At 71.8% G+C, this 23,595-nt stretch carries 24 protein-coding genes; 9 read left to right on the plus strand and 15 right to left on the minus strand.

All coding sequences use genetic code 11. From position 1 onward, the window contains the following. Positions 1-91: 91 nt before the first annotated feature. A complete protein-coding gene (locus tag BMZ92_RS28070) occupies positions 92-676 on the minus strand; it encodes a hypothetical protein (protein WP_091513593.1) in 585 nt (194 codons plus the stop codon). A 103-nt stretch (positions 677-779) separates the two neighbouring features. Here BMZ92_RS28070 and BMZ92_RS28075 point away from each other — a divergent pair, with 103 nt between their 5' ends. From BMZ92_RS28075 to BMZ92_RS37580, 3 genes are all read left to right on the plus strand, one after another. Next, entirely contained in the window at positions 780-1,343 is a 564-nt protein-coding gene (locus BMZ92_RS28075) for a hypothetical protein (protein WP_091513596.1), read from the plus strand. A gap of 38 nt (positions 1,344-1,381) precedes the next feature. Continuing rightward, the gene (locus BMZ92_RS28080) at positions 1,382-3,274 is read left to right on the plus strand and encodes an acyl-CoA dehydrogenase family protein (RefSeq protein ID WP_091513598.1); all 1,893 of its coding nucleotides are present in this window, start codon (positions 1,382-1,384) and stop codon (positions 3,272-3,274) included. 183 nt (positions 3,275-3,457) lie between these two features. Next, positions 3,458-3,601: a hypothetical protein gene (locus tag BMZ92_RS37580; protein WP_177228901.1), complete on the plus strand. Its 144-nt coding sequence runs from the start codon at positions 3,458-3,460 to the stop codon at positions 3,599-3,601. On the opposite strand, the gene BMZ92_RS28085 is transcribed toward BMZ92_RS37580, so the two are convergent. Continuing rightward, positions 3,594-4,166: a TetR family transcriptional regulator gene (locus BMZ92_RS28085; RefSeq protein ID WP_091513599.1), complete on the minus strand. Its 573-nt coding sequence runs from the start codon at positions 4,164-4,166 to the stop codon at positions 3,594-3,596. The genes BMZ92_RS37580 and BMZ92_RS28085 overlap by 8 nt on opposite strands. Positions 4,167-4,253: 87 nt before the next feature. On the opposite strand from BMZ92_RS28085, the gene BMZ92_RS28090 reads away from it, so the two are divergent. Next, complete coding sequence (locus BMZ92_RS28090; RefSeq protein ID WP_091513601.1) at positions 4,254-5,156, plus strand: SDR family oxidoreductase; 903 nt, start codon at positions 4,254-4,256, stop codon at positions 5,154-5,156. Positions 5,157-5,418: 262 nt separating this feature from the next. Here the strand turns inward: BMZ92_RS28090 and trhA are convergent, their stop codons facing one another. Beyond that, the gene (trhA, locus tag BMZ92_RS28095) at positions 5,419-6,087 is read right to left on the minus strand and encodes a PAQR family membrane homeostasis protein TrhA (RefSeq protein ID WP_091513604.1); all 669 of its coding nucleotides are present in this window, start codon (positions 6,085-6,087) and stop codon (positions 5,419-5,421) included. An 80-nt stretch (positions 6,088-6,167) separates the two neighbouring features. On the opposite strand from trhA, the gene BMZ92_RS28100 reads away from it, so the two are divergent. Next, positions 6,168-6,944, plus strand: coding sequence for an isoprenyl transferase (locus BMZ92_RS28100; protein WP_091513605.1), 777 nt, complete (start codon positions 6,168-6,170; stop codon positions 6,942-6,944). Between the two features lie 439 nt (positions 6,945-7,383). Beyond that, complete coding sequence (phoH2, locus tag BMZ92_RS28105; protein ID WP_091513814.1) at positions 7,384-8,670, plus strand: RNA 5'-3' helicase PhoH2; 1,287 nt, start codon at positions 7,384-7,386, stop codon at positions 8,668-8,670. A gap of 20 nt (positions 8,671-8,690) precedes the next feature. On the opposite strand, the gene guaB1 is transcribed toward phoH2, so the two are convergent. Beyond that, complete coding sequence (gene guaB1 / locus BMZ92_RS28110; RefSeq protein WP_091513608.1) at positions 8,691-10,130, minus strand: GMP reductase; 1,440 nt, start codon at positions 10,128-10,130, stop codon at positions 8,691-8,693. A 34-nt stretch (positions 10,131-10,164) separates the two neighbouring features. Here guaB1 and BMZ92_RS28115 point away from each other — a divergent pair, with 34 nt between their 5' ends. Continuing rightward, a complete protein-coding gene (locus BMZ92_RS28115; RefSeq protein ID WP_091513610.1) occupies positions 10,165-10,605 on the plus strand; it encodes a DUF309 domain-containing protein in 441 nt (146 codons plus the stop codon). Positions 10,606-10,619: 14 nt separating this feature from the next. On the opposite strand, the gene BMZ92_RS28120 is transcribed toward BMZ92_RS28115, so the two are convergent. Both BMZ92_RS28120 and mgrA read right to left on the minus strand, forming a co-directional pair. Then, positions 10,620-11,237, minus strand: a complete 618-nt coding sequence (locus BMZ92_RS28120) for an MBL fold metallo-hydrolase (RefSeq protein ID WP_091513612.1) — start codon at positions 11,235-11,237, stop codon at positions 10,620-10,622. A gap of 9 nt (positions 11,238-11,246) precedes the next feature. After that, the gene (mgrA, locus tag BMZ92_RS28125) at positions 11,247-12,272 is read right to left on the minus strand and encodes an L-glyceraldehyde 3-phosphate reductase (protein ID WP_091513615.1); all 1,026 of its coding nucleotides are present in this window, start codon (positions 12,270-12,272) and stop codon (positions 11,247-11,249) included. A gap of 77 nt (positions 12,273-12,349) precedes the next feature. Between mgrA and BMZ92_RS28130 the strand changes: the two genes are divergently transcribed. After that, on the plus strand, positions 12,350-13,876 hold the full coding sequence (locus BMZ92_RS28130) for a CehA/McbA family metallohydrolase (RefSeq protein ID WP_218153564.1): 1,527 nt from the start codon (positions 12,350-12,352) through the stop codon (positions 13,874-13,876). Between the two features lie 697 nt (positions 13,877-14,573). Here the strand turns inward: BMZ92_RS28130 and BMZ92_RS38340 are convergent. From BMZ92_RS38340 to BMZ92_RS28145, 3 genes are all read right to left on the minus strand, one after another. Beyond that, on the minus strand, positions 14,574-14,897 hold the full coding sequence (locus tag BMZ92_RS38340) for a hypothetical protein (RefSeq protein ID WP_091513618.1): 324 nt from the start codon (positions 14,895-14,897) through the stop codon (positions 14,574-14,576). Then, positions 14,894-16,411 (minus strand): ATP-dependent DNA ligase, encoded by a 1,518-nt coding sequence (locus tag BMZ92_RS28140; RefSeq protein ID WP_091513621.1) that lies wholly within the window; start codon positions 16,409-16,411, stop codon positions 14,894-14,896. The genes BMZ92_RS38340 and BMZ92_RS28140 overlap by 4 nt, the downstream gene beginning before the upstream one ends. A gap of 70 nt (positions 16,412-16,481) precedes the next feature. Next, positions 16,482-17,879, minus strand: coding sequence for a class II fumarate hydratase (locus tag BMZ92_RS28145; RefSeq protein ID WP_091513622.1), 1,398 nt, complete (start codon positions 17,877-17,879; stop codon positions 16,482-16,484). A gap of 105 nt (positions 17,880-17,984) precedes the next feature. Between BMZ92_RS28145 and BMZ92_RS28150 the strand changes: the two genes are divergently transcribed. Continuing rightward, a complete protein-coding gene (locus BMZ92_RS28150; protein ID WP_091513625.1) occupies positions 17,985-18,959 on the plus strand; it encodes an NAD(P)/FAD-dependent oxidoreductase in 975 nt (324 codons plus the stop codon). Positions 18,960-18,962: 3 nt separating this feature from the next. Here the strand turns inward: BMZ92_RS28150 and BMZ92_RS28155 are convergent, their stop codons facing one another. The 6 genes from BMZ92_RS28155 to BMZ92_RS28180 form a co-directional block, all read right to left on the minus strand. Continuing rightward, positions 18,963-19,763 (minus strand): S1 family peptidase, encoded by an 801-nt coding sequence (locus tag BMZ92_RS28155; RefSeq protein ID WP_091513627.1) that lies wholly within the window; start codon positions 19,761-19,763, stop codon positions 18,963-18,965. Further along, a complete protein-coding gene (glpX, locus tag BMZ92_RS28160) occupies positions 19,760-20,821 on the minus strand; it encodes a class II fructose-bisphosphatase (RefSeq protein ID WP_091513630.1) in 1,062 nt (353 codons plus the stop codon). The genes BMZ92_RS28155 and glpX overlap by 4 nt, the downstream gene beginning before the upstream one ends. 85 nt (positions 20,822-20,906) lie before the next feature. Beyond that, entirely contained in the window at positions 20,907-21,140 is a 234-nt protein-coding gene (locus BMZ92_RS28165; protein WP_091513633.1) for an exodeoxyribonuclease VII small subunit, read from the minus strand. After that, positions 21,103-21,498, minus strand: coding sequence for a hypothetical protein (locus BMZ92_RS28170; RefSeq protein ID WP_091513637.1), 396 nt, complete (start codon positions 21,496-21,498; stop codon positions 21,103-21,105). Before BMZ92_RS28170 ends, BMZ92_RS28165 begins: the two co-directional genes overlap by 38 nt. A 3-nt stretch (positions 21,499-21,501) precedes the next feature. Then, a complete protein-coding gene (gene xseA / locus BMZ92_RS28175; RefSeq protein ID WP_091513639.1) occupies positions 21,502-22,758 on the minus strand; it encodes an exodeoxyribonuclease VII large subunit in 1,257 nt (418 codons plus the stop codon). Next, the gene (locus BMZ92_RS28180) at positions 22,755-23,573 is read right to left on the minus strand and encodes a lipid droplet-associated protein (RefSeq protein ID WP_091513641.1); all 819 of its coding nucleotides are present in this window, start codon (positions 23,571-23,573) and stop codon (positions 22,755-22,757) included. The genes xseA and BMZ92_RS28180 overlap by 4 nt, the downstream gene beginning before the upstream one ends. Positions 23,574-23,595 lie beyond the last annotated feature (22 nt).

Here is a 23,595-nt window from a genome sequence, read left to right on the forward strand (position 1 = left end):
CCACCCGATACGACAAACTCGCCACCGTCTACCGAGCAGCCATCCTCCTGCACGCCGTCATCACCTGGACCACAACATTGTCAGACATGACCTAGCCCGCTGAGACCTCGCGGAGGTCCTTGCCCGCACCTTCGCGGTAGAACTCGGCGAAGGATCCCCCGAGCGCGGCTTCGAGCTTGTCGCGCACGGACTGCTCCTCGAGGAACTCGTCCGGGTCGAGGACGAGGTTCGCGGCGGCCAGGAAGCTGTCGATCGCGCCCAGAATCCTTGCGGCACGGGCGAATTCGCCGTCCAGGGTGGCGACGGCGGCGACGCCGAGCGCGAGTTCGGGCACCAACTCGTCGGCACCGGCTTTCGCGGCGTTCTCGCGGGCGCTCGCGAACAGTTCGCGCGCCCGGTCGACCTGGCCGTCGTGCAGTTCGAGGTGCCCGAGGTTGTGCTGCTCGATCGCGAGCATGCGGAGGTCTCCGAGCGCTTCGTGGGCCGCGATGGCTTCCGCCGCCAGGGGACGCGCCCGGTCGAGGTCCCCGGCCAGCCGGGCGACGCCGGCGAGCAGGTGCAGCGGCTGCTGTGCGAGGCCCTTCTCCCCGGTTCGCCGGGCCACCGCCAGCGCCTGCTCCGCGTGCGCCCGGCCTTCGTCGAGGTGCCCGAGGCGGATGGCGACGCGCGCGAGCATGTCCAGCGCCTAGCCGGTTCGCCCTGCGCGGAACGCCTGCCGGAAAGCGCTTCCCGGGCGTAGCGTCAGTAGCGATGTAATCGTGTAATCAACGGAGGTCACGATGCGAGGGCACAGAGGCTGGAAGGGCCGGGGCGGCTGGCAGCAGGGTGAGGTCCCGTCGGCGGCGGACGCGGCGGGCTGGTTCGCCGGGCGGCTGCCCGACGGCTGGTTCACCGGCGCGCCGGAGCTGACGGTCGACCGGGAGGAGATCCTGGTCGTGGGCGAGCTGCCGCCGCTGACCGAGGAGTTCGCCGACGACGCGGCCCGCGCGGCGGCCGAAGCCGGGCGGATCAGCCGGTTCCGGGAGGAGACGCGCGAGCAGCGCATCGAGATCGCCCGGCAGGCCGAACACCGCTACCAGCGCAAGGTCGCGTGGGGCGCCCGGATCGGCGGAACCGAGGAGTTGTTCACCACACTCTCCGTGCCCGTGATGACGCGGCTGCGCCAGCCGGAGCGGCAGGTGCTCGACACGCTCGTCGACGCCGGGGTCGCGCGCTCGCGTTCCGACGCGCTGGCCTGGGCCGTTCGGCTCGTCGGGCAGCACGCGGACAGCTGGCTGGCCGAGCTGCGCGAGGCGATGTCCCACGTGGACGATCTCCGCGCGAAGGGGCCTGACCTGGGCTGAGCGCTGCGAAGATCCGCTGTCTGGGTGAAGCTTGGGAGATGAAGCCCGATGCGTTGACGGTCGTTCTGGATGGACAGTGGGCGGCACTGCGGCGTGACGTCCGGGAGAAGATGGCGGAGAACGCCTACGAGGAGCCTCGTGACCTGAGTACCGAGGAGTACCGGGAGTGGGTGCTCGACCAGCTGCACGTGCTGGCGAAGACCGGGCACCCGCGGCTCGGCTTCGCCCGGGAGTACGGCGGCGGTGGGGACATCGGCGGCTCCGTGGTGTCGTTCGAGATCCTCGGCTACGGCGACCTGTCGCTGATGGTCAAGTCCGGGGTGCAGTGGGGGCTGTTCGGCGGGGCGGTGCAGCTCCTGGGCACCGAGCAGCACCACCGGCGCTACCTCTCGCGGATCATGGACCTGGACCTGCCCGGCTGCTTCGCGATGACCGAGACCGGGCACGGCTCGGACGTGCAGCACCTGCGCACGACCGCGACGTACGACCCCGGGACGCGCCAGTTCATCATCGACACCCCGGATGAGCTGGCGCGCAAGGACTACATCGGCAACGCGGCGCGTGACGGCCGGATGGCGGTCGTGTTCGCGCAGCTGATCACGCGGGGCGAAGGCCGTGGCGTGCACGCGTTCCTGGTGCCGATCCGCAACGAGCTCGGCGAGCCGATGCCGGGCGTGGAGATCGGCGACTGCGGCCGCAAGGCCGGGCTCAACGGCGTCGACAACGGGCGGCTGACGTTCCGTTCGGTCCGGGTGCCGCGCGAGGCGCTGCTCAACCGGTACGGCGACGTCGCCGAGGACGGCACGTATTCGAGCCCGATCGAAAGCGACGGCCGCCGGTTCTTCACGATGCTCGGCACGCTCATCCGCGGCCGGATCAGCGTCGCCGGCGCGGCGATCAGCGCGACGGAACGGGCGCTGGCGCTGGCCGTCCGGTACGGCGAGCGGCGCCGGCAGTTCGAGCGGCCGGATGGCTCCGGCGAGGTGGTCCTGCTGGATTACCTCGCGCACCAACGGAAACTGCTGCCCGCGCTGGCGCGGACGTACGCGCTGCACTTCGCGCAGGAGGAGCTCGTCCGCACGCTGCACGAGATCCAGGGCGCCGATGACGTCGACGACCACACGCAGCGGGAGCTGGAGTCGCGTGCGGCGGGTATCAAGGCGACGGCGACGTGGAACGCGACCCGCACGATCCAGACGACGCGGGAAGCCTGTGGAGGCGCGGGGTACCTCGCCGCGAACGTGCTCGCCGGGCTCAAGGCCGACACCGACGTGTTCACCACGTTCGAGGGTGACAACACGGTGCTGCTGCAGCTCGTCGCGAAGGGCTTGCTCACCAACTACCGCGACCACTTCGCCGACCTGAGCCCGCTCGGCACCGCCCGGTTCGTCGCCGAGCAGGTCGTGGGGACGGTGATCGAGCGGACGGCCGCGCGGAAGGTGATCGACCGCCTCGCCGACGCGGCGCCGGGCCGGGACGACGAGGGCGTGCTGTTCGACCGGGCGTGGCAGGTGACGTTGTTCGAGGACCGGGAGAAGCACGTGCTGGAAGGCGCGGCCCGGCGGTTGCGGGCGGCGGCGGACGGCGATCCGTTCGAGGCGTTCAACTCCGCGCAGGACCACATCCTGCGGGCGGCGCAGGTCCACGTGGACCGGGTGGTGCTGGAGGCGTTCGTCGCGGCGATCGAACGGTGTGGCGACGCCGAGGCGCGGGAGTTGCTGAGCAGCCTGTGCGACCTGTACGTGCTGTCGAACATCGAGGAGGACCGCGCGTGGTTCCTCGAACACGGCAGGCTCACCGCGGCGCGGGCGAAGCAGGTCGTCGCCGCGGTCAACGACCTGTGCGGCCGGCTGCGCCCGCACGCCCGGCTCCTGGTGGACGCGTTCGCGATCCCGGAGGCGTTCCTGAAGGCGGAAATGCTGGAACCATGAACGATTTCCACGCGTTCCGGTCGATCGTGCGGCGGCTCGGCGTGCGGACCGATCCGGCCAAGACGGCGCTGGCCGTCGCGGCGGAACGCGTCGAGCGCCTCAAACCGAACGGGCGTCTGCTGTCCTACTCGCCGCTGAGCCGGTTCCTGGAGCTCGAAATCCTGGTCATGGGCGTCGACCGCAATGTGTACGACGCTGCGGGACCTCGCGGATTTCGGGACCCCGCTGCCGGACGTGGACTTCGACGAGCTGATCGAGCGGGCCGCGCGGCAGCGGGCGGAGCTGGAGCCGTTCCGGGTGCGGGCGGGGACCGAAGCGTTCAGCTGAGGGCGGCGGAAGCGACCCTCAGCTCCTCCAGCGCCTCGCGCGCGAGTTCGGCGTACGGGCGGTTGTTGTCCGGGGCGATCCAGCGGGCGAAGCCCGTCGTGAAGGCGAGGCTGCCGACTTCCGCCGTCAGGCGCGCCACGGGCCCGGGCAGGCCGCGTTCGCCGAGCGCGGCCGCCATCACCGTGGTGACGGTGGCGAGCTTGAGCAACTCGCGTTCCTGCAGGTCGGTGTTGGCCGCGATGATCGCCTGCCGGCGCCGGACCAGCTCCAGCCGTTCGGGTGGGAAGAGCACCGACACGGCGTCCAGTCCCGCCGCCATGACTTCGATCGGTGTCGCGGACTCCGGTGCGCCCTCGATCGCGTCCGTGAACAGCTGGGAAAGCGCTTCCTGGCCGGAGAACAGGACCTCGCGCTTGTCGGCGAAGTAGCGGAAGAACGTCCGCTTCGTCACCCCCGCCCGCTCAGTGATCTCGGCGACCGTCGTGCTCTCGTACCCGCGCTCGGCGAACAGCTCGAGCGCGGCCAGCTCCAGCCGCTGACGCGTGTTCGGCTCCCATCGGCCCATGTGCCCAGCCTAGGTCATGACACCTGGTGTCGTCGCGTGCTATAGTCATGTCACCAGGTGTCATCACTGCTCGGAAGGATTTGTGTCATGCGTGTTTTCGTCACCGGAGCGACCGGACACCTCGGCTCGGCGGTCGTACCCGAACTCCTGCGGGCCGGGCACGAGGTCGTCGGCCTGGCGCGGTCGGACGCCTCGGCCGCCAAGCTGGAGGCGGCCGGTGCGTCGGCGCGCCGCGGCGACCTGTTCGACCTGGACGGTCTGCGGGAGGCGGCGGTGGAAGCCGACGGTGTCATCCACCTCGCGTTCAACCATGAAGCGATGGTGGCCGGGGACTACGAGAAGGCGGTCGCCGACGATCTCGCCGCGGTCCGGGCGATCGCAGACGGCCTCGGCAGCAGCGGCAAGCCGCTGGTCGGCACGTCGGGGACGCTGATGCTGACCTACGCCGGGCTGGACCGCGCCGGCACCGAGGACGACGTGGTGCCCGCGGGACCGCGCGTGGACGCGGAGAACCTCGTGATCGGGCTCACCGAGCACGGGGTGCGGTCGTCGGTCGTCCGGCTGCCGCCCGTGGTGCACAGCGAGTTCGACAAGCACGGCTTCATCCCGACCCTGATCGGCATCGCGCGGGCGAAGGGCGTGTCCGGCTACGTCGGCGACGGCTCGAACCGGTGGCCCGCGGGGCACACGCTCGACGCCGCGCACGTCTACCGGCTGGCGCTGGAGAAGGCCCCGGCGGGCTCGCGCCTGCACCCGCTGGGTGACGAGGGGATCCCCGTGCGGGAGATCGCGGAGGCCATCGGGCGCCGCCTGGACGTCCCGGTGAAGCCCATCCCGGCCGACGAGGTGCAGTCGCACTTCGGCTTCCTGGCCGGCGCGGTCACCCTCGACAACCCGACGTCCGCCGAGCGGACCCGGCAGGCGCTGGACTGGAAGCCGGCGCACCCGGGCCTGCTCGAGGACCTCGAACAGGGGCACTACTTCGGCTAGTATCCGCCGGTGGTAGCCAGCCGGGACCTGGCGCGGATCGACGAGCACTCCGTGACGGTCGGCGCGCCGCCGTAAGCCGTGTGGGACGCGCTGTCGCGCGTTGTGGAGCAGTCGTTTTCGTCTTTCGGGTCGTTGGTGGTCCGCGCGCTCGGCTGTCGTGATGTCGTCGCGCGCGGGCCACGTCCGCTCGCCGCCGGGTCGGCGTTCCCGGGTTTTCACGACTGCGCGCGGCCGTGGAACGACAGGCCGAGGCAGTTTCCGGCTAGCCGAACACCGCCAGGCAGATCGCGATATAGTGGGACATCGCGGCCAGCACGGTGCACGCGTGGAAGAACTCGTGGTAGCCGAAGGTGTTGGGCCAGTGGTTGGGCCAGCGGACGCCGTAGAACACCGCGCCCACGGTGTAGAACAGGCCGCCGACCAGGAGCAGCACCAGCGCGGCGATCCCCGCGCTGCGCGCCAGTTCCGGCAGCACGAAGATCGCCACCCAGCCGAGCGCGATGTAGATCGGCACGCCCAGCCAGCGCGGCGCCGTCGGCCACAGCATCTTCAGCGCCACGCCCGCGACCGCACCGCCCCACACCACGCCGAGGATCACCCAGCCCGTCGGCTTCGACATGGACAGCACGGTGAACGGTGTGTACGTCCCGGCGATGAACAGGAAGATCATCGAGTGGTCCGCGCGCTTCATCCACTGGTAGGCGCGCGGGCTCCACAACCGGCGGTGGTACAGGGCGCTCACGCCGAACACCCCCATCACCGTCAGTCCGTAGACGGCGGTGGCGGCCGCGGCCACCCCGGACACCGCCACCGCCGCGCACACGACGAGCGCCACGGCCGCCGCGAACGCGACGAAGAACGACCAGAAGTGGAGATGGCCGCGCAGGCGCGGACGGGTGTCGACGAACTCGGAATCGGTTGCTGCGGTCACGTTCTCAGGTTACGCAAGCGTAGGTTGAGCGCCAGTCCCCGTGGTCGGGACCACGTCCGGGGCGCGTACGCTCGATCCACGTGAGTCTTCGCTCCATCGGGTCGCGCCTCGTCTACAGCATCTACAGCAAGCGGCTGATCCAGCAGGCCGCCGGGCGGCATCCGCGGCACATCGCGATCATGCTCGACGGAAACCGCAGGTGGGCGCGGGAAGCGGGCTTCACCGACGTCGCCGACGGGCACCGCGCCGGGGCGAAGAAGATCGCCGACTTCCTGTGCTGGTGCCGCGAAGCGGACGTCGAGGTGGTCACGCTGTGGCTGCTGTCGACGGACAACCTCGGCCGCGCGCACGAGGAGGTCGAAGCGCTCCTGAAGATCATCGTCGACGTGGTCGACGAGCTCGCCGCGCCCGAGAACCCGTGGCGGCTGCGGATGGTCGGCGCGCTGGAGCTGCTGCCCGCGGACATGGCCCGCAGCCTCAAGGCCGCCGCGGCCCGCACCGAGGACCGCCGCGGCATGGAGGTCAACATCGCGGTCGGCTACGGCGGCCGCCAGGAGATCGCCGACGCGGTCAAGAAACTCCTGCTGCAGCACGCCGACGAGGGCACCTCGATCCGCGAGCTGGCGAAGATCCTCGACGTCGACCACATCTCCGAGCACCTCTACACCTCCGGCCAGCCGGACCCGGATCTCATCATCCGGACGTCGGGCGAGCAACGCCTGTCCGGGTTCCTGCTCTGGCAGTCCGCGCACTCAGAGTTCTGGTTCACGGAGGCCTACTGGCCCGCGTTCCGCCGGGTGGATTTCCTGCGCGCGCTGCGTGATTACGCGTGGCGGCACCGCCGGTTCGGTACTTGACATCACCGCTCGTGATCGAACGCGGGTTGTCGATCTACCGTCGGTGAAACGACCATTCGGCGAATCACCTGCCTGGCTGCCTGCACGATTCCCGATTCGCAGGTAACTTCCGAAGTGATGGTCCGTGACCTTGCGGGCCATCCCGGGAGGCCCTGGACGTGGCGGTAGTTGAGGGAACGACGGCGGTACCAGCCGTGACGTCGTTCGCGCAACGCACGAGGGGGCCGGCACCCGGCCCTCGTGGCCGTACCCGCTGAACAGCGGGAACGACCAGCCAGGGCGGTGCCCGGCCCAGCGAGTGCGGGCGTGGTGCCACGCCCACGAGGGAGATGCCGTCGTGACTGCGCAGCGTTCGCCCCGAATGGCCTCGAACGGTGCCGAAAGCACCGGAGACTCAGCGGCTGGTCCGCTATCCCCCGACTCCCAGCGGCACACCTACGTGCTCGACACCTCGGTCCTGCTCTCGGACCCGTGGGCGGTCACCAGGTTCGCCGAGCACGCCGTCGTGCTGCCGCTGGTCGTGATCAGCGAACTGGAGGCGAAACGGCACCACCCCGAACTGGGCTGGTTCGCGCGGGAGTCCCTGCGCCTGCTCGATGACCTGCGCCGCACCCACGGCCGCCTGGACGCGCCCGTGCCGATCGGCGACGCCGGGGGCACCCTGCACGTCGAGCTGAACCACTCCGACCCGACCGTCCTGCCGCCCGGCTTCCGCACGGACTCCAACGACCACCGGATACTGGCGTGCGCGCTCAACCTCGCCGTGGAGCGCACGACGGTCACCCTGGTCACCAAGGACATCCCGCTGCGGGTGAAGGCCGGTGCCGTCGGACTGGACGCCGACGAGTACCGCGCACAGGAGGTCACCCCGTCCGGCTGGACCGGGATGGCGGACGTCGAGGTGCCGGTGGAGGCCATCGACGCGCTGTTCCAGCACGGCAGCATGGACCTCGCGGACTTCGGCCTGCCGGAGATCGGTGAACTGCCCTGCCACACCGGCTTGCGGCTCCTCGGCGGCGGTTCCGCGGCACTGGGCCGCGTCACCGCCGAGAAGCAGGTGCGGCTGGTCCGGGGCGATCGCGAGGCGTTCGGCCTGCACGGGCGGTCCGCCGAGCAGCGCATCGCGCTGGACCTGCTGCTCGACCCCGAGGTCGGCATCGTGTCGCTCGGCGGCCGGGCCGGTACCGGCAAGTCGGCGCTCGCGTTGTGCGCCGGCCTGGAGTCGGTGATGGAGCGGCGCGAGCACCGCAAGGTGGTCGTGTTCCGGCCGGTCTACGCCGTCGGCGGGCAGGACCTCGGCTACCTGCCCGGCTCCGAGAGCGAGAAGATGCAGCCCTGGGCGCAGGCGGTGTTCGACACCCTCGGCGCGCTGGTGAGCCAGGAGGTGCTCGACGAGGTCTTCGACCGCGGGATGCTGGAAGTCCTGCCGTTGACGCACATCCGCGGCCGCTCGCTGCACGACGCGTTCGTCATCGTCGACGAGGCGCAGTCCCTGGAGCGCAACGTGCTGCTCACCGTGCTCTCGCGGCTGGGCACCGCGTCACGTGTGGTGCTGACGCACGACGTGGCGCAGCGCGACAACCTGCGGGTCGGGCGGCACGACGGCGTCTCGGCGGTGATCGAGAAGCTCAAGGGCCACCCGCTGTTCGCGCACGTCACGCTGACGCGGTCCGAGCGGTCCCCGATCGCCGCGCTCGTCACCGAGATGCTGGAGGACCACGGCTGACGGCCGGGGCCGTCCCCTGCTCACCAGCCGGCGGGCAGGGGGCGGCCCTCCGCGAAGCCCGCGGCGGACTGGATGCCCAGTGTCGCGCGCTCGTAGAACTCCTCGACGTTGCGCGCGCCCGCGTACGTGAACGAGGAGCGCACGCCGGAGCAGATCGAGTCCAGCAGGTCCTCCACGCCGGGGCGGGCCGGGTCGAGCAGCATCCGCGACGACGAGATGCCCTCCTCGAACAGGGCCTTGCGGGCCCGGTCGAAGACGTTGTCGGTGCGCGTCCGGCCCGCGACGGCCCGCTTCGACGCCATGCCGAACGACTCCTTGTACGGGCGGCCCTGCTCGTCGTAGCGGAGGTCGCCGGGGGACTCGTGGGTGCCGGCGAACCAGGAGCCCACCATCGCGGCGGAGGCACCGGCGGCCAGCGCCAGCGCGACGTCACGCGGGTGCCTGATCCCGCCGTCGGCCCACACGTGCTTGCCCAGCTCACGCGCGGCGGCCGCGCATTCGGCGACGGCGGAGAACTGCGGGCGGCCCACGCCGGTCATCATCCGCGTGGTGCACATCGCGCCGGGGCCGACGCCGACCTTCACCACGTCCGCCCCGGCCTCGATGAGGTCGCGGGTGCCCTCGGCGGTGACCACGTTGCCCGCGACGACCGGCACCTGCGGCGAAACCGACCGCACGGCCTTGAGCGCCGCGATCATCTTCTCCTGGTGCCCGTGTGCGGTGTCCACGACGAGCACGTCGACCCCGGCGTTCAGCACGGCCTCGGCCTTGGCGGCGACGTCCCCGTTCACCCCGATGGCGGCGGCGACCCGCAGCCGGTTCCGGTCGTCCACGGCAGGCGTGTAGATCTCGGCGCGCAGGGCCGCGGTCTGGGTGAGGACGCCGACGAGCTTCCCGTCACCGTCCACGCCGAGCGCGAGCCGCGCACCCGCGGCGTGCAGGCGCTCGAAGACCTCGCGAGCGGGGGTGTCCAGCGGCAGCGTGACGGCGGGCGGCTCGGCCACCTCGGACAGCCGGGAGAACCGGTCGACACCGGCGCAAGCGTTTTCGTCCACGATCCCGACGGGCCGGTTCTCCTCGTCGACCACGACGACGGCGCCGTGCGCGCGCTTGCCGACGAGGTTCAGCGCGTCCGCGACCGCGTCCCCGCCGGTGAGCACGAGCGGCGTGTCCCAGACGGTGTGGCGGCTCTTCACCCAGCCGACGATCTCCGCGACGGCGGCCGGGTCGACGTCCTGGGGCAGGACGACGAGCCCGCCGCGGCGGGCGACGGTCTCGGCCATCCGGCGGCCGGCGACGGCGGTCATGTTGGCCACGACGATCGGGATGGTCGCGCCCGTGCCGTCCACGGTCGAGAGGTCGACGTCGAAGCGGGATTCCACGTCCGACCGGTTGGGGACGAGGAAGACGTCGTCGTAGGTCAGGTCGTGGGCGGGCCGGTGGCCATCGAGGAAGCGCACGAGTCCCCAGATTACGTCATGCGACAGTGGGGGCATGTCTGACCGGGATCGTGACACCGAAGGCCGTGCCCGCAACGCCCGTCCGCGTGACGGGCTCGGCAGGCCGTTGCCGTATGGCGCGCCGGGCGTACCGAGGCAGCCGGAAGGCGTCGTGCGCACCCCGGACGAGACGATCGCCGAGGCCCAGAGGCTGCTGGACGAGGGCAAACCGTTCCACGCGCACGAGGTGTTCGAGGACGCGTGGAAGTCCGCCGACGGCCCCGAGCGGGACCTGTGGAAGGGGCTCGCGCAGGTGGCGGTCGGCCTCACCCACCGGGCGCGCGGCAACGCGAAGGGCGCGGAGGCGCTGCTGGCCCGCGGCGCCGAGGCAATCGAGCCGTTCGCCTCGGACGCGCCCCACGGCCTCGATGTCCGCGGGCTGGTGGCGTGGGTGCGTGCGGGCGCCGCCGAGGGGGACCGGCCGCGGCTGCGGTGAGCCCCCCTCGGCGCCTACGCCTCGTCCGGGACGTTCGCCTTCTCGGCGCCGATCGTCGTCGAGGGGCCGTGCCCGGTGTTGACCACGGTCTCGTCGGGCAGCTCGAACAGCTTCCGGCGGATCGACCGCACGATCGTCGGGTGGTCGGAGTACGACCGGCCCGTCGCGCCGGGACCGCCCTGGAACAGGGTGTCGCCGGTGAAGACGACCCCCAGGTCCCGGGAGTACAGGCACACCGCGCCTGGTGCGTGCCCCGGCGTGTGCAGCACCGTCAGGTCCGTGCCGGCGATGGTCAGGATCTGCCCGTCCGCCAGCTCGGCGTCCGGCACGATGCCGGAGTGCGTGAGGTCCCACAGCACGCGGTCGTCGGGGTGCAGCAGGATCGGCGCACCCGTCCGCTCCGACAGCGCCGGCGCGGCGTTGACGTGGTCGTTGTGGGCGTGGGTGCAGATGATCCCGCGCACGGTCCGGCCGCCCACCGCCTCCGCGATCGCGTCCGCGTCGTGCGCCGCGTCGATCACCAGGACCTCGCTGTCGTCCCCGACCAGCCACACGTTGTTGTCGACGTCCCACTTGCCGCCGTCGAGTTCGAACACGCCCGACGTGACCACGTTCCGCACCGTTGCCGTCATGCTCCGACCCTACGACTCACTGGAGCGCGCCCACAGGTTCAGACCCGCGTCGGTGGCGTACTCGTCGATCTCGGTCAGCTCGTCGTCGGTCAGTGCCGGGCCCCGCAGTGCGCCCACGTTCTGCTCCAGCTGGCGCACGGAGGACGCGCCGATGAGCGCGGAGGTGACCCGCGAGTCGCGCAGCAGCCAGCTCAGCGCCAGCTGTGCCAGGGACTGGCCCCGCCGCTGGGCGATCTCGTTGAGCTTGCGCAGTTTGTCCACGTTCTGCTCGACCGCGGCCGGGTCGAGCGACTTGCCCTGCGTGGCGCGGGAACCCTCGGGGATGCCGTTGAGGTACCGGTCGGTGAGCAGCCCCTGCGCGAGCGGCGCGAAGCCGATGCAGCCCACGCCCTCCTCCGCGAGGACGTCGAGCAGGCCGTCCTCCTCGACCCAGCGGTTGAGCATGGAGTACGACGGCTGGTGGATCAGCAGCGGCACGCCCTGCTGGCGCAGCAACGCGGCGGCCTCCCTGGTGCGGCGCGCGTTGTAGGAGGAGATGCCGACGTAGAGCGCTTTTCCTTGCTGCACGGCGGAAGCGAGCGCGCCCATCGTCTCTTCGAGCGGGGTCTCGGGGTCGAAGCGGTGCGAGTAGAAGATGTCGACGTAGTCCAGGCCCATGCGGGTCAGCGACTGGTCAAGGCTCGCCAGGAGGTACTTGCGGGAGCCCCATTCGCCGTACGGGCCCGGCCACATGTCGTAACCGGCCTTGGTGGAGATGACCAGTTCGTCCCGGTACGGCAGGAAGTCCTGCTTCAGCAGCTTCCCGAAGTTCGCCTCCGCGGAGCCGTAGGGCGGGCCGTAGTTGTTGGCGAGGTCGAAGTGCGTGATGCCCAGGTCGAACGCGCGGCGCAGGATCGCGCGCTGTGTCTCGAGGGGACGGTCGTCGCCGAAGTTGTGCCACAGGCCCAGGGAGATTTCGGGCAGCTTCAGCCCGCTACGGCCGGTCCGGCGGTAGCGCATCTCGTCGTAGCGGTTCTCGGCCGCGGTGTACGTCACGTGGCGAGCGTAGCTCTGAAGGTTCAACTCGCCGTCACTCGCTGGACGGCTGCGGATGAAAACGTGCGGGCATGTGCATGAATTGCGGGGAAGGTCTGTCGCGCCGTGGTTTTCTGGCGGCGGCGGGAGCGGGTGCGGGGATGGCGCTCGCGCCGGTGAGCTTCGCGGAGGCCGCCGAGGGCAGCCAGACCAAGGTGATCACAGGGCACCTGGAGCCGGGCGTGCCGGACTTCGTGTACCTGCCCGTGCAGGTGCCGCCGGGCGTGCGGGAGATCTCGGTCGTCTACAGCTACGACAAGCCGGCCGTGCCCGCGGGGACGCCGGGGAACTCGTGTGACATCGGGGTGTTCGACGCACGCGGCACCGGGCTCGGCGGTGCCGGGTTCCGCGGCTGGTCCGGCGGGTTCCGCGACCGGTTCTCGATCAGCCGCACCGAGGCGACGCCGGGGTACCTGCCCGGCGACGTCATGCCGGGGACGTGGAACATCGTGCTCGGGCCGTACCAGGTGGCGCCGCAGGGGATGAACTACCACGTCGAGGTGACGCTGACCTTCGGCGCGCCGGGCGAGCCGTTCAAGCCGGCTTATCCGCCGAAGCGGGCGCGGGGCCGTGGGCGCGCCTGGTACCGCGGGGACTGCCACCTGCACACCGTGTACTCGGACGGGAAACGCCTGCCGGAGGAGGTCGCCGCGGGCGCGCGTGAGGCGAAGCTGGACTTCATCACGTCGACGGACCACAACACGTCGTCCTCGCACGGGGTGTGGGGCCGGTTCGCCGGGCCGGATCTGCTGATCATGCTGGGCGAGGAGGTCACGACCCGCAACGGGCACTGGCTCGCGCTCGGGCTGGAGCCGGGGCAGTTCATCGACTGGCGGTACCGCGCGACGGACAACAAGATCGACGACTACCAGCGCGCGATCCGCCGCGTGGGCGGGCTTTCGGTCGCCGCGCACCCGTACTGCCCGTGGGTCGCGTGCAACTTCAAGTTCGGTTACGAGGAGTTCGACGCCGTCGAGGTGTGGAACGGCCCATGGACGTGGGACGACGACGCGACAGTGTCCACTTGGGACAACCTGCTCGTGGATTCGGTGCGGGGCAAGGGACGTTGGCTGCCGGCGATGGGCAACAGCGACGCGCACAACCCGGGCAACGTGATCGGGCTGCCGCAGAACGTCGTACTGGCCGACGATCTCAGTCGTGACGCGATCCTGGCTGGGATCAAGGCGGGGCGGAACTGGCTCGCCGAGTCCGCCGACGTCGAGCTGTCCTTCAGCGCGTCGGGTCCGCGCGGCCAGTCGGCGGGTATCGGCGAGCGGCTGGCGGTCGCGGACGGGGACAAGGTCGCGGTGCGGCTGGACGTGCGCGGCGTGCCGAACGGCACGGTCCGGTTGATCACCGATGAGGGGCAGATCCTGCAGCAGAGCCTGCCCGCGAGCGGCACCGGAACCGTCACCTGGCTGACGACGCCCGCGGTGTCGAAGTACGTGCGCGCCGAGGTGCGACACCCACTCGCGGACGGCACGGCGGGCGCGCCGGCGCTCTCGCCGGGCCTGAACTTCGGCCCCATGGCGGCGATGACGAACCCGATCTTCCTCGGGAGGTAGGGGGTTCGGGGTGGCCGCCTGCCCTGGGGGAGGCGGCCTGCCCTGGCGGCCGCTGAGGCTGCGGGCGCCGGGACGGTGTCAGGGCACGGCGAAGCGCGCGACCACCGTGTGGTGGCCGCGGGGCGGCGAGGTGGGGGCGCGGTGGCATGCGCGACCGCCGGACGGTGGCCGCGTGTGCCTGTGGCTGCGCCGCGGTGCCGGTTCGGGCGCGAGGCGAGGCCAGGCCACGCCCCGGGCGGGGACGACGCCGCGCCCCAGCCCGCGGACGACGCCGTGCCTCGGCCGCGGATCACGCCGCGCTCCGGTGGCGGGCCGTCCCGCGCTCTGGTGGCGGCCGTGTCACGTCCGGATCCCGCCGCTGCGGCCTGCTCCGGTGGCGGGCCGTGCCACGTCCGGACCCGCGCTGCGGCGCGCTCCGGCGGCGAGCCATGCCATGTCCGGACCCGCGCTGCGCCCCGCTCCGGTGGCGGGCCGTGCCACGCGCGGACCCGCGCTGCGGCGCGCTCCGGCGGCGGGCCCCGCCACGTCCGGAGCCCGCGCTGCGCCTCGCTCCGGCGGCGAGCCGTGCCGCGCTCCACTGGCGGGCCGTGCCACGTCCCGGCCGCTGGCCACGCCACGTCCCCGCGCGGGCGACATAGGGCCCCTGCGTGCCGACGCGCCAGCCGTTGCCCACGCTGCAGGGCCCCCACGAACCCCCTCATGCACCTCCGACGAAAGCCATCGCCTCCTCTGCCAGGGCACGCCACGGCAGGGCCGAGTCCGGGTGCAGCGCCAGCCACTCCTTCATCGGCGTGCCCTTGTTCGCGTCGAAGCGGGCGCCTTCGCCTGCGGCGACGAGGTCGTCCACGCGGGACTTCGGCAGCTTGAGCACCAGCTGCCCACGCACGTACATCGCGAAGATCCTGTTCCGCACCCGCAGCGCCTGCGTGCCGAAGCGCCCGTCCGCTGCTCCGGGTGAGGTGACCTCCGGGAGCCCGGACAGCTCGCCCACCAGCTCCTCGAACCGTTCCTCCGGCCTCATGCACCCCCTTTCAGCGTCGCGCGGACGGCGTCGATCGTGTCGGCGTCGGCCGGTTCCTTGTCCGGCCGGTACCGCACCACCCTGGCGAACCGCAGCGCCACGCCACCGGGATAGCGAGGACTGACCTGCGCGCCGTCCAGCTCGATCTCGACCACCAGCTCCGGGCGCACGTACACGGTCCAGTCGTCACGCCGGGCCTCGATCTCCTGCAACCGCTTCGTCTGCCACGCCAGCAGCTCGTCGGTGAGCCCCTTGAACGTCTTGCCCACCATGATCGGCGGCCCGCCGTCCGGATCACGGGCACCGAGGTGCAGGTTCGACAGGTACCCGGTGCGCCGCCCGTGCCCCCACTCCGCGCCCAGCACCACGAGGTCCAGCGTGTGCACGGGCTTCACCTTGAGCCAGGCCCGCCCTCGCCGGCCCGCCGCGTACACCGAGTCCAGCGACTTCACCATGACGCCCTCGTGCCCGGCGTCGAGCGCCGCGTCCAGGATCGCCGACGCGTCCTCCGGTTCCACCTCGCCGGGGATCAGGTGCTCGCCGACCACCGACCGCAGCGCGGCATTGCGTTCCCGCAACGGGGCGTCCAGCAGATCCACCCCGTCCAGGTGCAGGCAGTCGAAGAAGTACGGGCGCAGCAACAACTCCCGCACTTGTTCCTCCCGGCTGCTGCCGAACCGGCTCATCGTCTCCTGGAACGGCCGCGGCCTGCCGTCGTCGGTGAGCGCGAGCGTCTCGCCGTCGAGCACGACCGACTCGCACGGCAGCTCCCGCACCAGCCGCACCAGCTCGGCGACGTTCGCGGTGATCTCCCGCAGCGTGCGCGTGTACACGTGCACCTCGTCACCCTGCCGGTGCACCTGGATGCGCGCACCGTCCATTTTGTACTCGACGAGGACGGAACCGTGCTCCCGCAACGCCTCGTCGAGCGACTCGGCGGGCGAGGCCAGCATCGGCCGCAGCGGCCTGCCCAGCCGCAGCCGGAACTCGCCCAGCGCCTGCTCGCCGCCGGTGACCGCCGCCAGCGCCGTCACCGGCAGGCGCCCGGACAGCATGAAGGCACGCCGCACCGCCTCGCCGGGCACTTCCGCCGCGGCCGCGATGGCGTCCACCATCACGCCCTCCAGCGCGCCCTGCCGCAACTCCCCGGTGAGCAGCCGGAACAGGAACCGCTGCTCGTCCGCCGTGGCACGGGCGAACAACGCGTGCAGCGCCTCGGCGCGGCGTTTCGCCGAGCCGCTGCCCGACAGGCCCGCGACCTCGCCGAGTGCCGCGTCCACCTCGGCGACCGCCAGCCCGGGCTCGGCCGCCGGCGCCGCCCCCAGGTCCGCGAGCGTGCGCCAGCCGGTGCCGATCCGCCCCTGGCTGGGCTGACCGGTCAGGAACGCGACGACGGCGGGCAGCTCATCTTCCCCTGCACGGTTGATGAGCTCCGCCAGCGTCGCGATCTTCGCCTTCCGCGAGCGCGTGGCGGCGAGCGCCGCGGAGGCGAAGACGACATCGGCGAGCAACACGGGAACATCATGCCCCCGGGCACCGACAATTTCCGCGCGCGAGCCCGGCGCTCACCCGCCGGAGGACGCCTCAGCGACCGCCGCGCGCCATCCGCAGCACGTCGAGCGCCTCGTCGAGCTGGGCTTCGGTCAGCTTGCCCTGCGCGATGTACCCGCGCTCGAGCACGACCTCGCGGATCGTCTTCAGCTCCTTCAACGCCTGCTTCGCGACCGCCGCCGCTTCCTCGTACCCGATGTACTTGTTCAGCGGAGTCACGATCGACGGCGAGCCCTCGGCGTACGCCTTGGTGCGCTCGGTGTTCACGGTGACCCCGGCGAACACCTTGTCCGCCAGCAGCCGCGACACGGCGGCGAGCAGACGGGCCGACTCCAGGACGTTTCGTGCGATCACCGGCAGGTTCACGTTGAGCTGGAAGTTGCCCTGCGAGCCCGCGAACGCGACCGCCGCGTCGTTGCCGATCACCTGGGCGACGACCTGCAGCGTCGCCTCGGGGATGACCGGGTTCACCTTGCCCGGCATGATCGACGAACCCGGCTGCAGGTCGGGCAGCGCCAGTTCGGCGAGACCCGTGCGCGGGCCGGAACCCAGCCACCGCAGGTCGTTCGCGATCTTGTGCAGCGAAACCGCGACCGTGCGCAGGTTCGCGGAGGTCTCGACCACGCTGTCCTGCGTCGCCTGCGCCTCGAAGTGGTTGCGCGCCTCGGTCAGCGGCAGCCCCGTGACGCGCGCCAGCTCCGCGGCCACCGAAGCGCCGAAGCCCTCGGGCGCGTTCAGCCCGGACCCCACGGCGGTGCCGCCGATCGGCAGCTCACCCAGCCGCTCGAGACCCGACTGCAGCCGCTCGATGCCGTAGCGCACCTGCGCCGCCCACGCACCGGCTTCCTGCCCCAGCGTGATCGGCACGGCGTCCATCAGGTGCGTGCGGCCGGACTTCACGACGTCCTGCCACTCCGCCGCCCGCTGCTCGATCGTCGCCGCGAGGTGCCCGAGCGCGGGGATCACGTCGGTCAGCACGGCCTCGGTCGCGGCGACGTGGATCGTCGTCGGGAACGTGTCGTTGGAGGACTGCGACGCGTTGACGTGGTCGTTGGGGTGCACGTCGGTGCCCAGCTTGCGGCTGGCCAGCGTCGCGATCACCTCGTTGGCGTTCATGTTCGACGAGGTGCCGGACCCGGTCTGGAACACGTCGATCGGGAAGTGCTCGTCGTACTTGCCCTCGGCGACCTCGTCCGCGGCCTCGGCGATCGCCTCGGCCAGCTCGGGCTTGAGCACCCCGAGGCGGGCGTTGACGCGGGCCGCGGCGGCCTTGAGCAGGCCGAGCGCGCGGATCTGGGCGCGCTCGAGGCCGCGGCCGGAGATCGGGAAGTTCTCGACGGCGCGCTGGGTCTGTGCCCGGTACAGCGCGTCGACGGGCACCTTCACTTCGCCCATCGTGTCGTGTTCGATCCGGTATTCCTGTTCAGCCATGACGCCAGTTTCGCGCAGCCGCGAAGCGTTCGCTCCGTGTGCTTGGGCACGCGACATGGCTACGATCGAAGTGGGCCTGATCACAACGGAAAGGGTGGCGCGGCGATGGAGCTATCGGTGGACGTGCTCATCGTCGGAGCCGGGCCGACCGGTTTGTTCGCCGCCTACTACGCGGGGTTCCGCGGGCTGTCGATGGCGCTCGTCGACTCGCTGCCCGAAGCGGGTGGCCAGGTCACGGCGATGTACCCGGAGAAGATGATCTACGACGTGGGCGGTTTCCCCGCCGTGCGCGGGCGGGACCTGGTGAAGGGGCTGGTGGAGCAGGCGGCGCCGTGGCAGCCGACGTACCTGCTGGGCCGCAAGGCGGAAGCCCTGCGGGAAACCGGGGACGGCCTCGACGTGCTGCTCGACGGCGGGGACGTCGTGCACGCTCGCGCGGTGCTGGTGACGGCGGGCATCGGCGAGTTCACGCCCCGCCCCCTGCCCGCCGGTGACGGCTGGCTCGGCCGCGGCATGGTGCATTTCGTGCCGTCGCTGGACGCGCACGCGGGGCAGGACGTGGTGGTGGTCGGCGGCGGGGATTCGGCGTTCGACTGGGTGCTCGCGCTGCACCCCGTCGCGGCGAGCGTCACCCTCGTGCACCGGCGCGCGAAGTTCCGCGCCGCCGAGTCGATCGTGCGCGAAGCCCGGGGCCTCGGCGTCCCGCTGATCACCGACGCCGAGGTGGCCGAGCTGCGGGCCGACGCCTCGGGGGCGCTCTGCGAGGTGGTCGTGACGACCAAGGACGGCCCGCAGGTGGTGCCCGCGCAGACCGTCGTGGCGGCACTGGGGTTCACCGCGGATCTCGGGCCGATCGAGAACTGGGGACTGGAGATCGACCACCGCGCGATCACCGTCGACTCGACGATGGCGACGGCGCGGCCCCGCGTCTACGCGGCGGGTGACGTCGCCGCCTACCCGGGGAAGGTCAAGCTGATCGCGACCGGTTTCGGCGAGGCCGCGACGGCGGTCAACAACATCGCCGTGGCGCTGGACCCGCAGGCGCACCTGTTCCCTGGGCACTCCAGCAACGTGGAGTGAGGCTCACGGCGTCGGAGTGGGCGTCGGGGTCGGCGTCGGAGGCGGTGGGGGCGCGAGCTGCTGGTTGATCCACCCGGCGTAGGCGACGGCGGAGGTGTAGATCGACGGTGCCGTCGCGCAGGTCGAGGAGTTGTTGCCGGGACGGCTCGTCACGCCCAGCAGCACCCAGTGCCCGTCCACCTGCGAAACCTCAGGGCCCCCCGAGTCGCCGTAGCAGGCGCCCGCGTTGCCACCCGGGTTGTCCGTGCACAGCTCCACGCTCGCGTTGATCGGCGCGGTGCACTTCGTCGCGTCGACGAGCTGGGTGTCCAGCTGCTGCAGGACGTTCGGGCTCGTCCCGCAACCGGGCGTCGGGCAGGTCTGCCCCCAGCCCAGCAGGCGCACCGGCGTACCGACCGCGGTCGCGGTACCGAGCGGGACCGGCGCGGCCTGCACCGGCGCGGGGAAGTGCACCAGGGCGATGTCCCCGCCGGTGCCGGTGTCGGTGTAGTCCGGGTGCGTCACCAGCCTGTCCGGCGTCACGAGCTCACCGCCCTGCGTCCGGTCGTTGCTGCCCACGCGCACGGTGAACGACGTCGCGGCGCGTCCTTCCACGCAATGCGCGGCGGTCACCACCCAGGACGGGTTGACCAGCGAACCCCCGCAGAAGAACTCGCCCTGGGTGGTCTGCAACGCGGCCGTGAACGCGTGCGGCTGGTCCGCGGCGACGCCACCGACCAGCCGGGGTTCCGCGGCGGAACCCGGCTGCACCAGGACCAGCACCGCGAGCAGGCAGGACGCGGCGCAGACGAGCGCTCGTTTCACGGCAGCGGCGGGACGGAGTCTTCGTCCTCGGGCTGGCCGTCGAAGTCGATCGACGAGTAGGCACGCAGCTTGGTCAGCCGGTGGTAGCCGTCGATCATCCGCACTGTGCCGGACTTCGACCGCATCACGATCGACTGGGTCGTGGCGCCACCCGCCCGGTAGTGCACGCCCCGCAGCAGGTCACCGTCGGTCACGCCGGTCGCGCAGAAGAACACGTTGTCGCCACGCACCAGGTCGTCCGTGGTGAGGATCCGGTCGAGGTCGTGCCCGGCGGCGAGCGCCTTCTCGCGCTCGGCGTCGTCCTTCGGCCACAGGCGGCCCTGCAGCTCACCGCCGAGGCACTTCATCGCGCAGGCGGCGATGATGCCCTCGGGCGTGCCGCCGATGCCCAGCAGCAGGTCGACGCCGGTGGTCGGCCTCGCCGCGGCGATCGCGCCCGCGACGTCGCCGTCGGAGATGAACCGGATGCGGGCGCCCGCCTCGCGGACCTCCTTGATGATCTGCTCGTGGCGGGGGCGGTCGAGGATGCAGACGGTGACGTCGGAGACGCTGCTGTTCTTGGCCCTGGCGACGCGGCGGATGTTCTCGGCGATCGGCGCGGACAGGTCGACGCTGCCCGCGGCCTCGGGCCCGACGGCGAGCTTCTCCATGTAGAAGACGGCGGACGGGTCGAACATCGCGCCCCGCTCGGCGACCGCCAGCACGGCGAGCGCGTTCGGCATGCCCTTCGCCATCAGCGTGGTGCCGTCGATGGGGTCGACCGCGACGTCGCAGGCCGGGCCGTCGCCGTTGCCGACCTCCTCGCCGTTGTAGAGCATCGGCGCCTCGTCCTTCTCGCCCTCGCCGATGACGACGACACCGCGCATCGAAACGGTGGAGACGAGCTGGCGCATCGCGTCGACGGCCGCGCCGTCCCCGCCGTTCTTGTCGCCCTTGCCGACCCAGCGGCCCGCCGCCATGGCGGCGGCCTCCGTGACCCGCACCAGCTCCATGGCGAGGTTGCGGTCCGGGGCTTCCTTGCGCCTGGGGGAGCTGGGGGACGGGGTGACGCTGGACATCGGTGGCCTCCCGGTTGGGTGCTGGGCGGACACCGATTCTCTCAGACCGGACGCGTCGTGCAGGACATCTGCCGCATGGCGAAGGTCACTGGGCGTTTTCGCCGTCCTCGTCCTCGACGGACTTCAGCGCCGCCTCGATGCGCTCACGCGCGCCGTCCAGGTGCCGCTCGCAGACCTTCGCGAGGTGCTCGCCCTTCTCCCAGAGCGCCAGCGACTGCTCCAGCGACAGCCCGCCGGCCTCGAGTTCCCGCACTACCTCGACGAGCTGGTCACGGGCCTGTTCATAGCCGAGCTCTGTGTTTTCCGCGGCCTCGCTCACCGGTGCAGACTAGCGCGCTCGCCAGCGCGTGGTCGTAACCCATGAAGGACTGCGCGAACTCCTGTCCGTCACCCTCGGTGATCGCGTCCTCGATGAAGCCCTGGGCCCGCGCCACCCGGCGGCGGTACGTGGAGCCCTCACGGAACCACCACCGGGTGCCCACGTAGTCCGACGTGGCCTCGGACAGGCGACGCAACCGCACGTCGAGCCCGCACCGGCTCGCCTCGGCGCCGGCCAGCAGCGAGGACCAGCACGCGTCGGCGGCGCGGTCGGCTTCGGTGGCGCGGTGCAGCACGGCGTGGGCGCCGGCGTGCACGGCCGCCTCGGTGGTGAGCGGCAGGAACGTGGGGCAGCGCACTTCCTACTCTCCCGGTTCGACGGACTGGGCCACCGCGTGCACGGCGCCGTCGACGACGCGCACGCGCAGCGGAGTTCCCTCCGCTACTTCAGAGATGGATCGGAGCACCTGAAGGTTGCCTGCCTCGTCGGGGTACTGCACCACGGTGTAGCCGCGGGACATGGTCGCCGCCGGTCCCAGCGCGGTCAGCCGCGCCCGGGCGGAGGCCACCGCGGCCTGCTCGTGGGACAGCGTGTTCAGCATCGCGCGCCTGCCGCGTTCGCGGTGCAGCTCGACGTCGTCCGCGCGCCGGTCGATCGGGCCGAGCGGGTCGGCGAGCACGGGGCGGCTGCGCAGCTGGTCGAGCAGGCGGCACTGCGTGTCCACCCAGCCGTGCAGTGCGCGGCGCGCGCGGTCCCGCATCTGGTGGACGCGCGCGGTCTCCTCCTTGACGTCGGGCACGATCCGCTTGCCCGCGTCGGTGGGCGTGGAGCACCGCAGGTCGGCGACGTGGTCGAGCAGCGGGGTGTCGGGCTCGTGCCCGATCGCGCTGACGACGGGGGTGCGGCACGCGGCCACGGCGCGGCAGAGCGCTTCGTCCGAGAACGGCAGCAGGTCCTCGACGCTGCCGCCGCCGCGGGCGATCACGATGACGTCGACGGTCGGGTCGGCGTCCAGAATGGACAGTGCTTTGCGGATCTGCGGCACCGCGGTCGGCCCCTGCACCGCGGTGTTGACCACCTGGATCGGCGCGGCGGGCCAGCGGTTGTGCGCGTTGACGAGCACGTCGTGCTCCGCGACGGACGCCCGGCCGGTGATCAGGCCGATTCCCTTGGGCAGGAAGGGAAGTCTGCGCTTGCGTTCCGGTGCGAACAGGCCTTCCGCTTCGAGCAGGCGGCGCAGCCGTTCGATGCGCGCGAGCAGTTCCCCGATGCCGACGGCGCGGATCTCGGCGGCACGCAGGCTGATCGTGCCCCGACCGAGGAAGAAGGTGGGCTTCGCGAAGACGACGACGCTCGCCCCCTCGCGCAGCGGAGGTTCGATGGCGCGCACGAGCCGCATCGGGGCGGTGACGGTCATCGAGACGTCGGCCGAGGGGTCGCGCAGGGTGAGGAAAGCGGTCTGCGTGCCGGGGCGGGCGGAGATCTGCGTGACCTGGCCCTCGACCCAGACGGCGCCGAGCCGGTGGATCCAGTCGGCGATCTTGCGGGCGACCGTGCGGACCGGCCAGGGGTTCTCCGCACTGGTCTGATCCTTGGCCGTGGCCTGCTCGGTGCTCACTGGGAGGAGGTGTCCGGGCCGGAGGTGCCGCCCGCGTCGCTGTTGCCGGACTGGCGCTGCACGTTGCCGATCCGCCGCGCCAGCATCCCGACGAAGGAGGGGCGGTTCTCGTGGGCGCGCTCGTAGGCGAGGAGTTCCTCCAGCTGTTCCAGGGTGAGGTGTCGCAGCCGGGCGCGCAGCTGCGGCAGGGTCAGTTCGTCGTAGTTGCCCAGACCGCTCGGCCCGACGATGCTCTCGGGATCGGACTCGTCGAGGTCGTCGTCCGAGGTCGCGGGGGTGGCCCCGCTGCTGCCGAAATCCGTGCTCGGGGCGGGTTTCTCCGCGGGTTCGGTGTCTGCGAGCGGCGTGCTGCCGGTGTCGATGGGGGTGCCGTTGGTCTGCGGGAGGTCGCTGGGGCTGGTGGCCCCGGGTGCGTCGCCCTCAGCGGTCGCGGAGGTGTCGTCGTCGAAGTCGCCCTCGGCGAGCGCGCGCTCTTCCTGCTCCCACTCCTGCTCCCACGGATCGCGGGAGGCCTCGCTCACGCTGCCCGGCGTCTGCCCGTTGCGGCGGGCGGGCGCGTCGTCGGCAGGGGGCAGGTCCTCGTCGAAGGTCGCCCAGCTGGGCGTCTCCTCGACGGGGCGCAGTGCGGACAGCACCTCGTCGCCCTTGATGGCCAGCTCGGTGACGTGCTGCTGCAGCCGCATGGAGAACTGCAGCACCTGCGAGACGACGGTGACCGGCAGGCCCACCACGTTCTTGGGCAGCTCGCGGGCGCGCTCGGCGGCCGTGACGGCGAGGCCCGCGGCCACGCGGAGGGGGAGCGGGAGCGGCTTCATGCGTACAGCGTGCCGCACATGC

It is taken from the genome of Amycolatopsis sacchari (assembly GCF_900114035.1).
Classification (GTDB): Bacteria; Actinomycetota; Actinomycetes; order Mycobacteriales; family Pseudonocardiaceae; genus Amycolatopsis_E; species Amycolatopsis_E sacchari.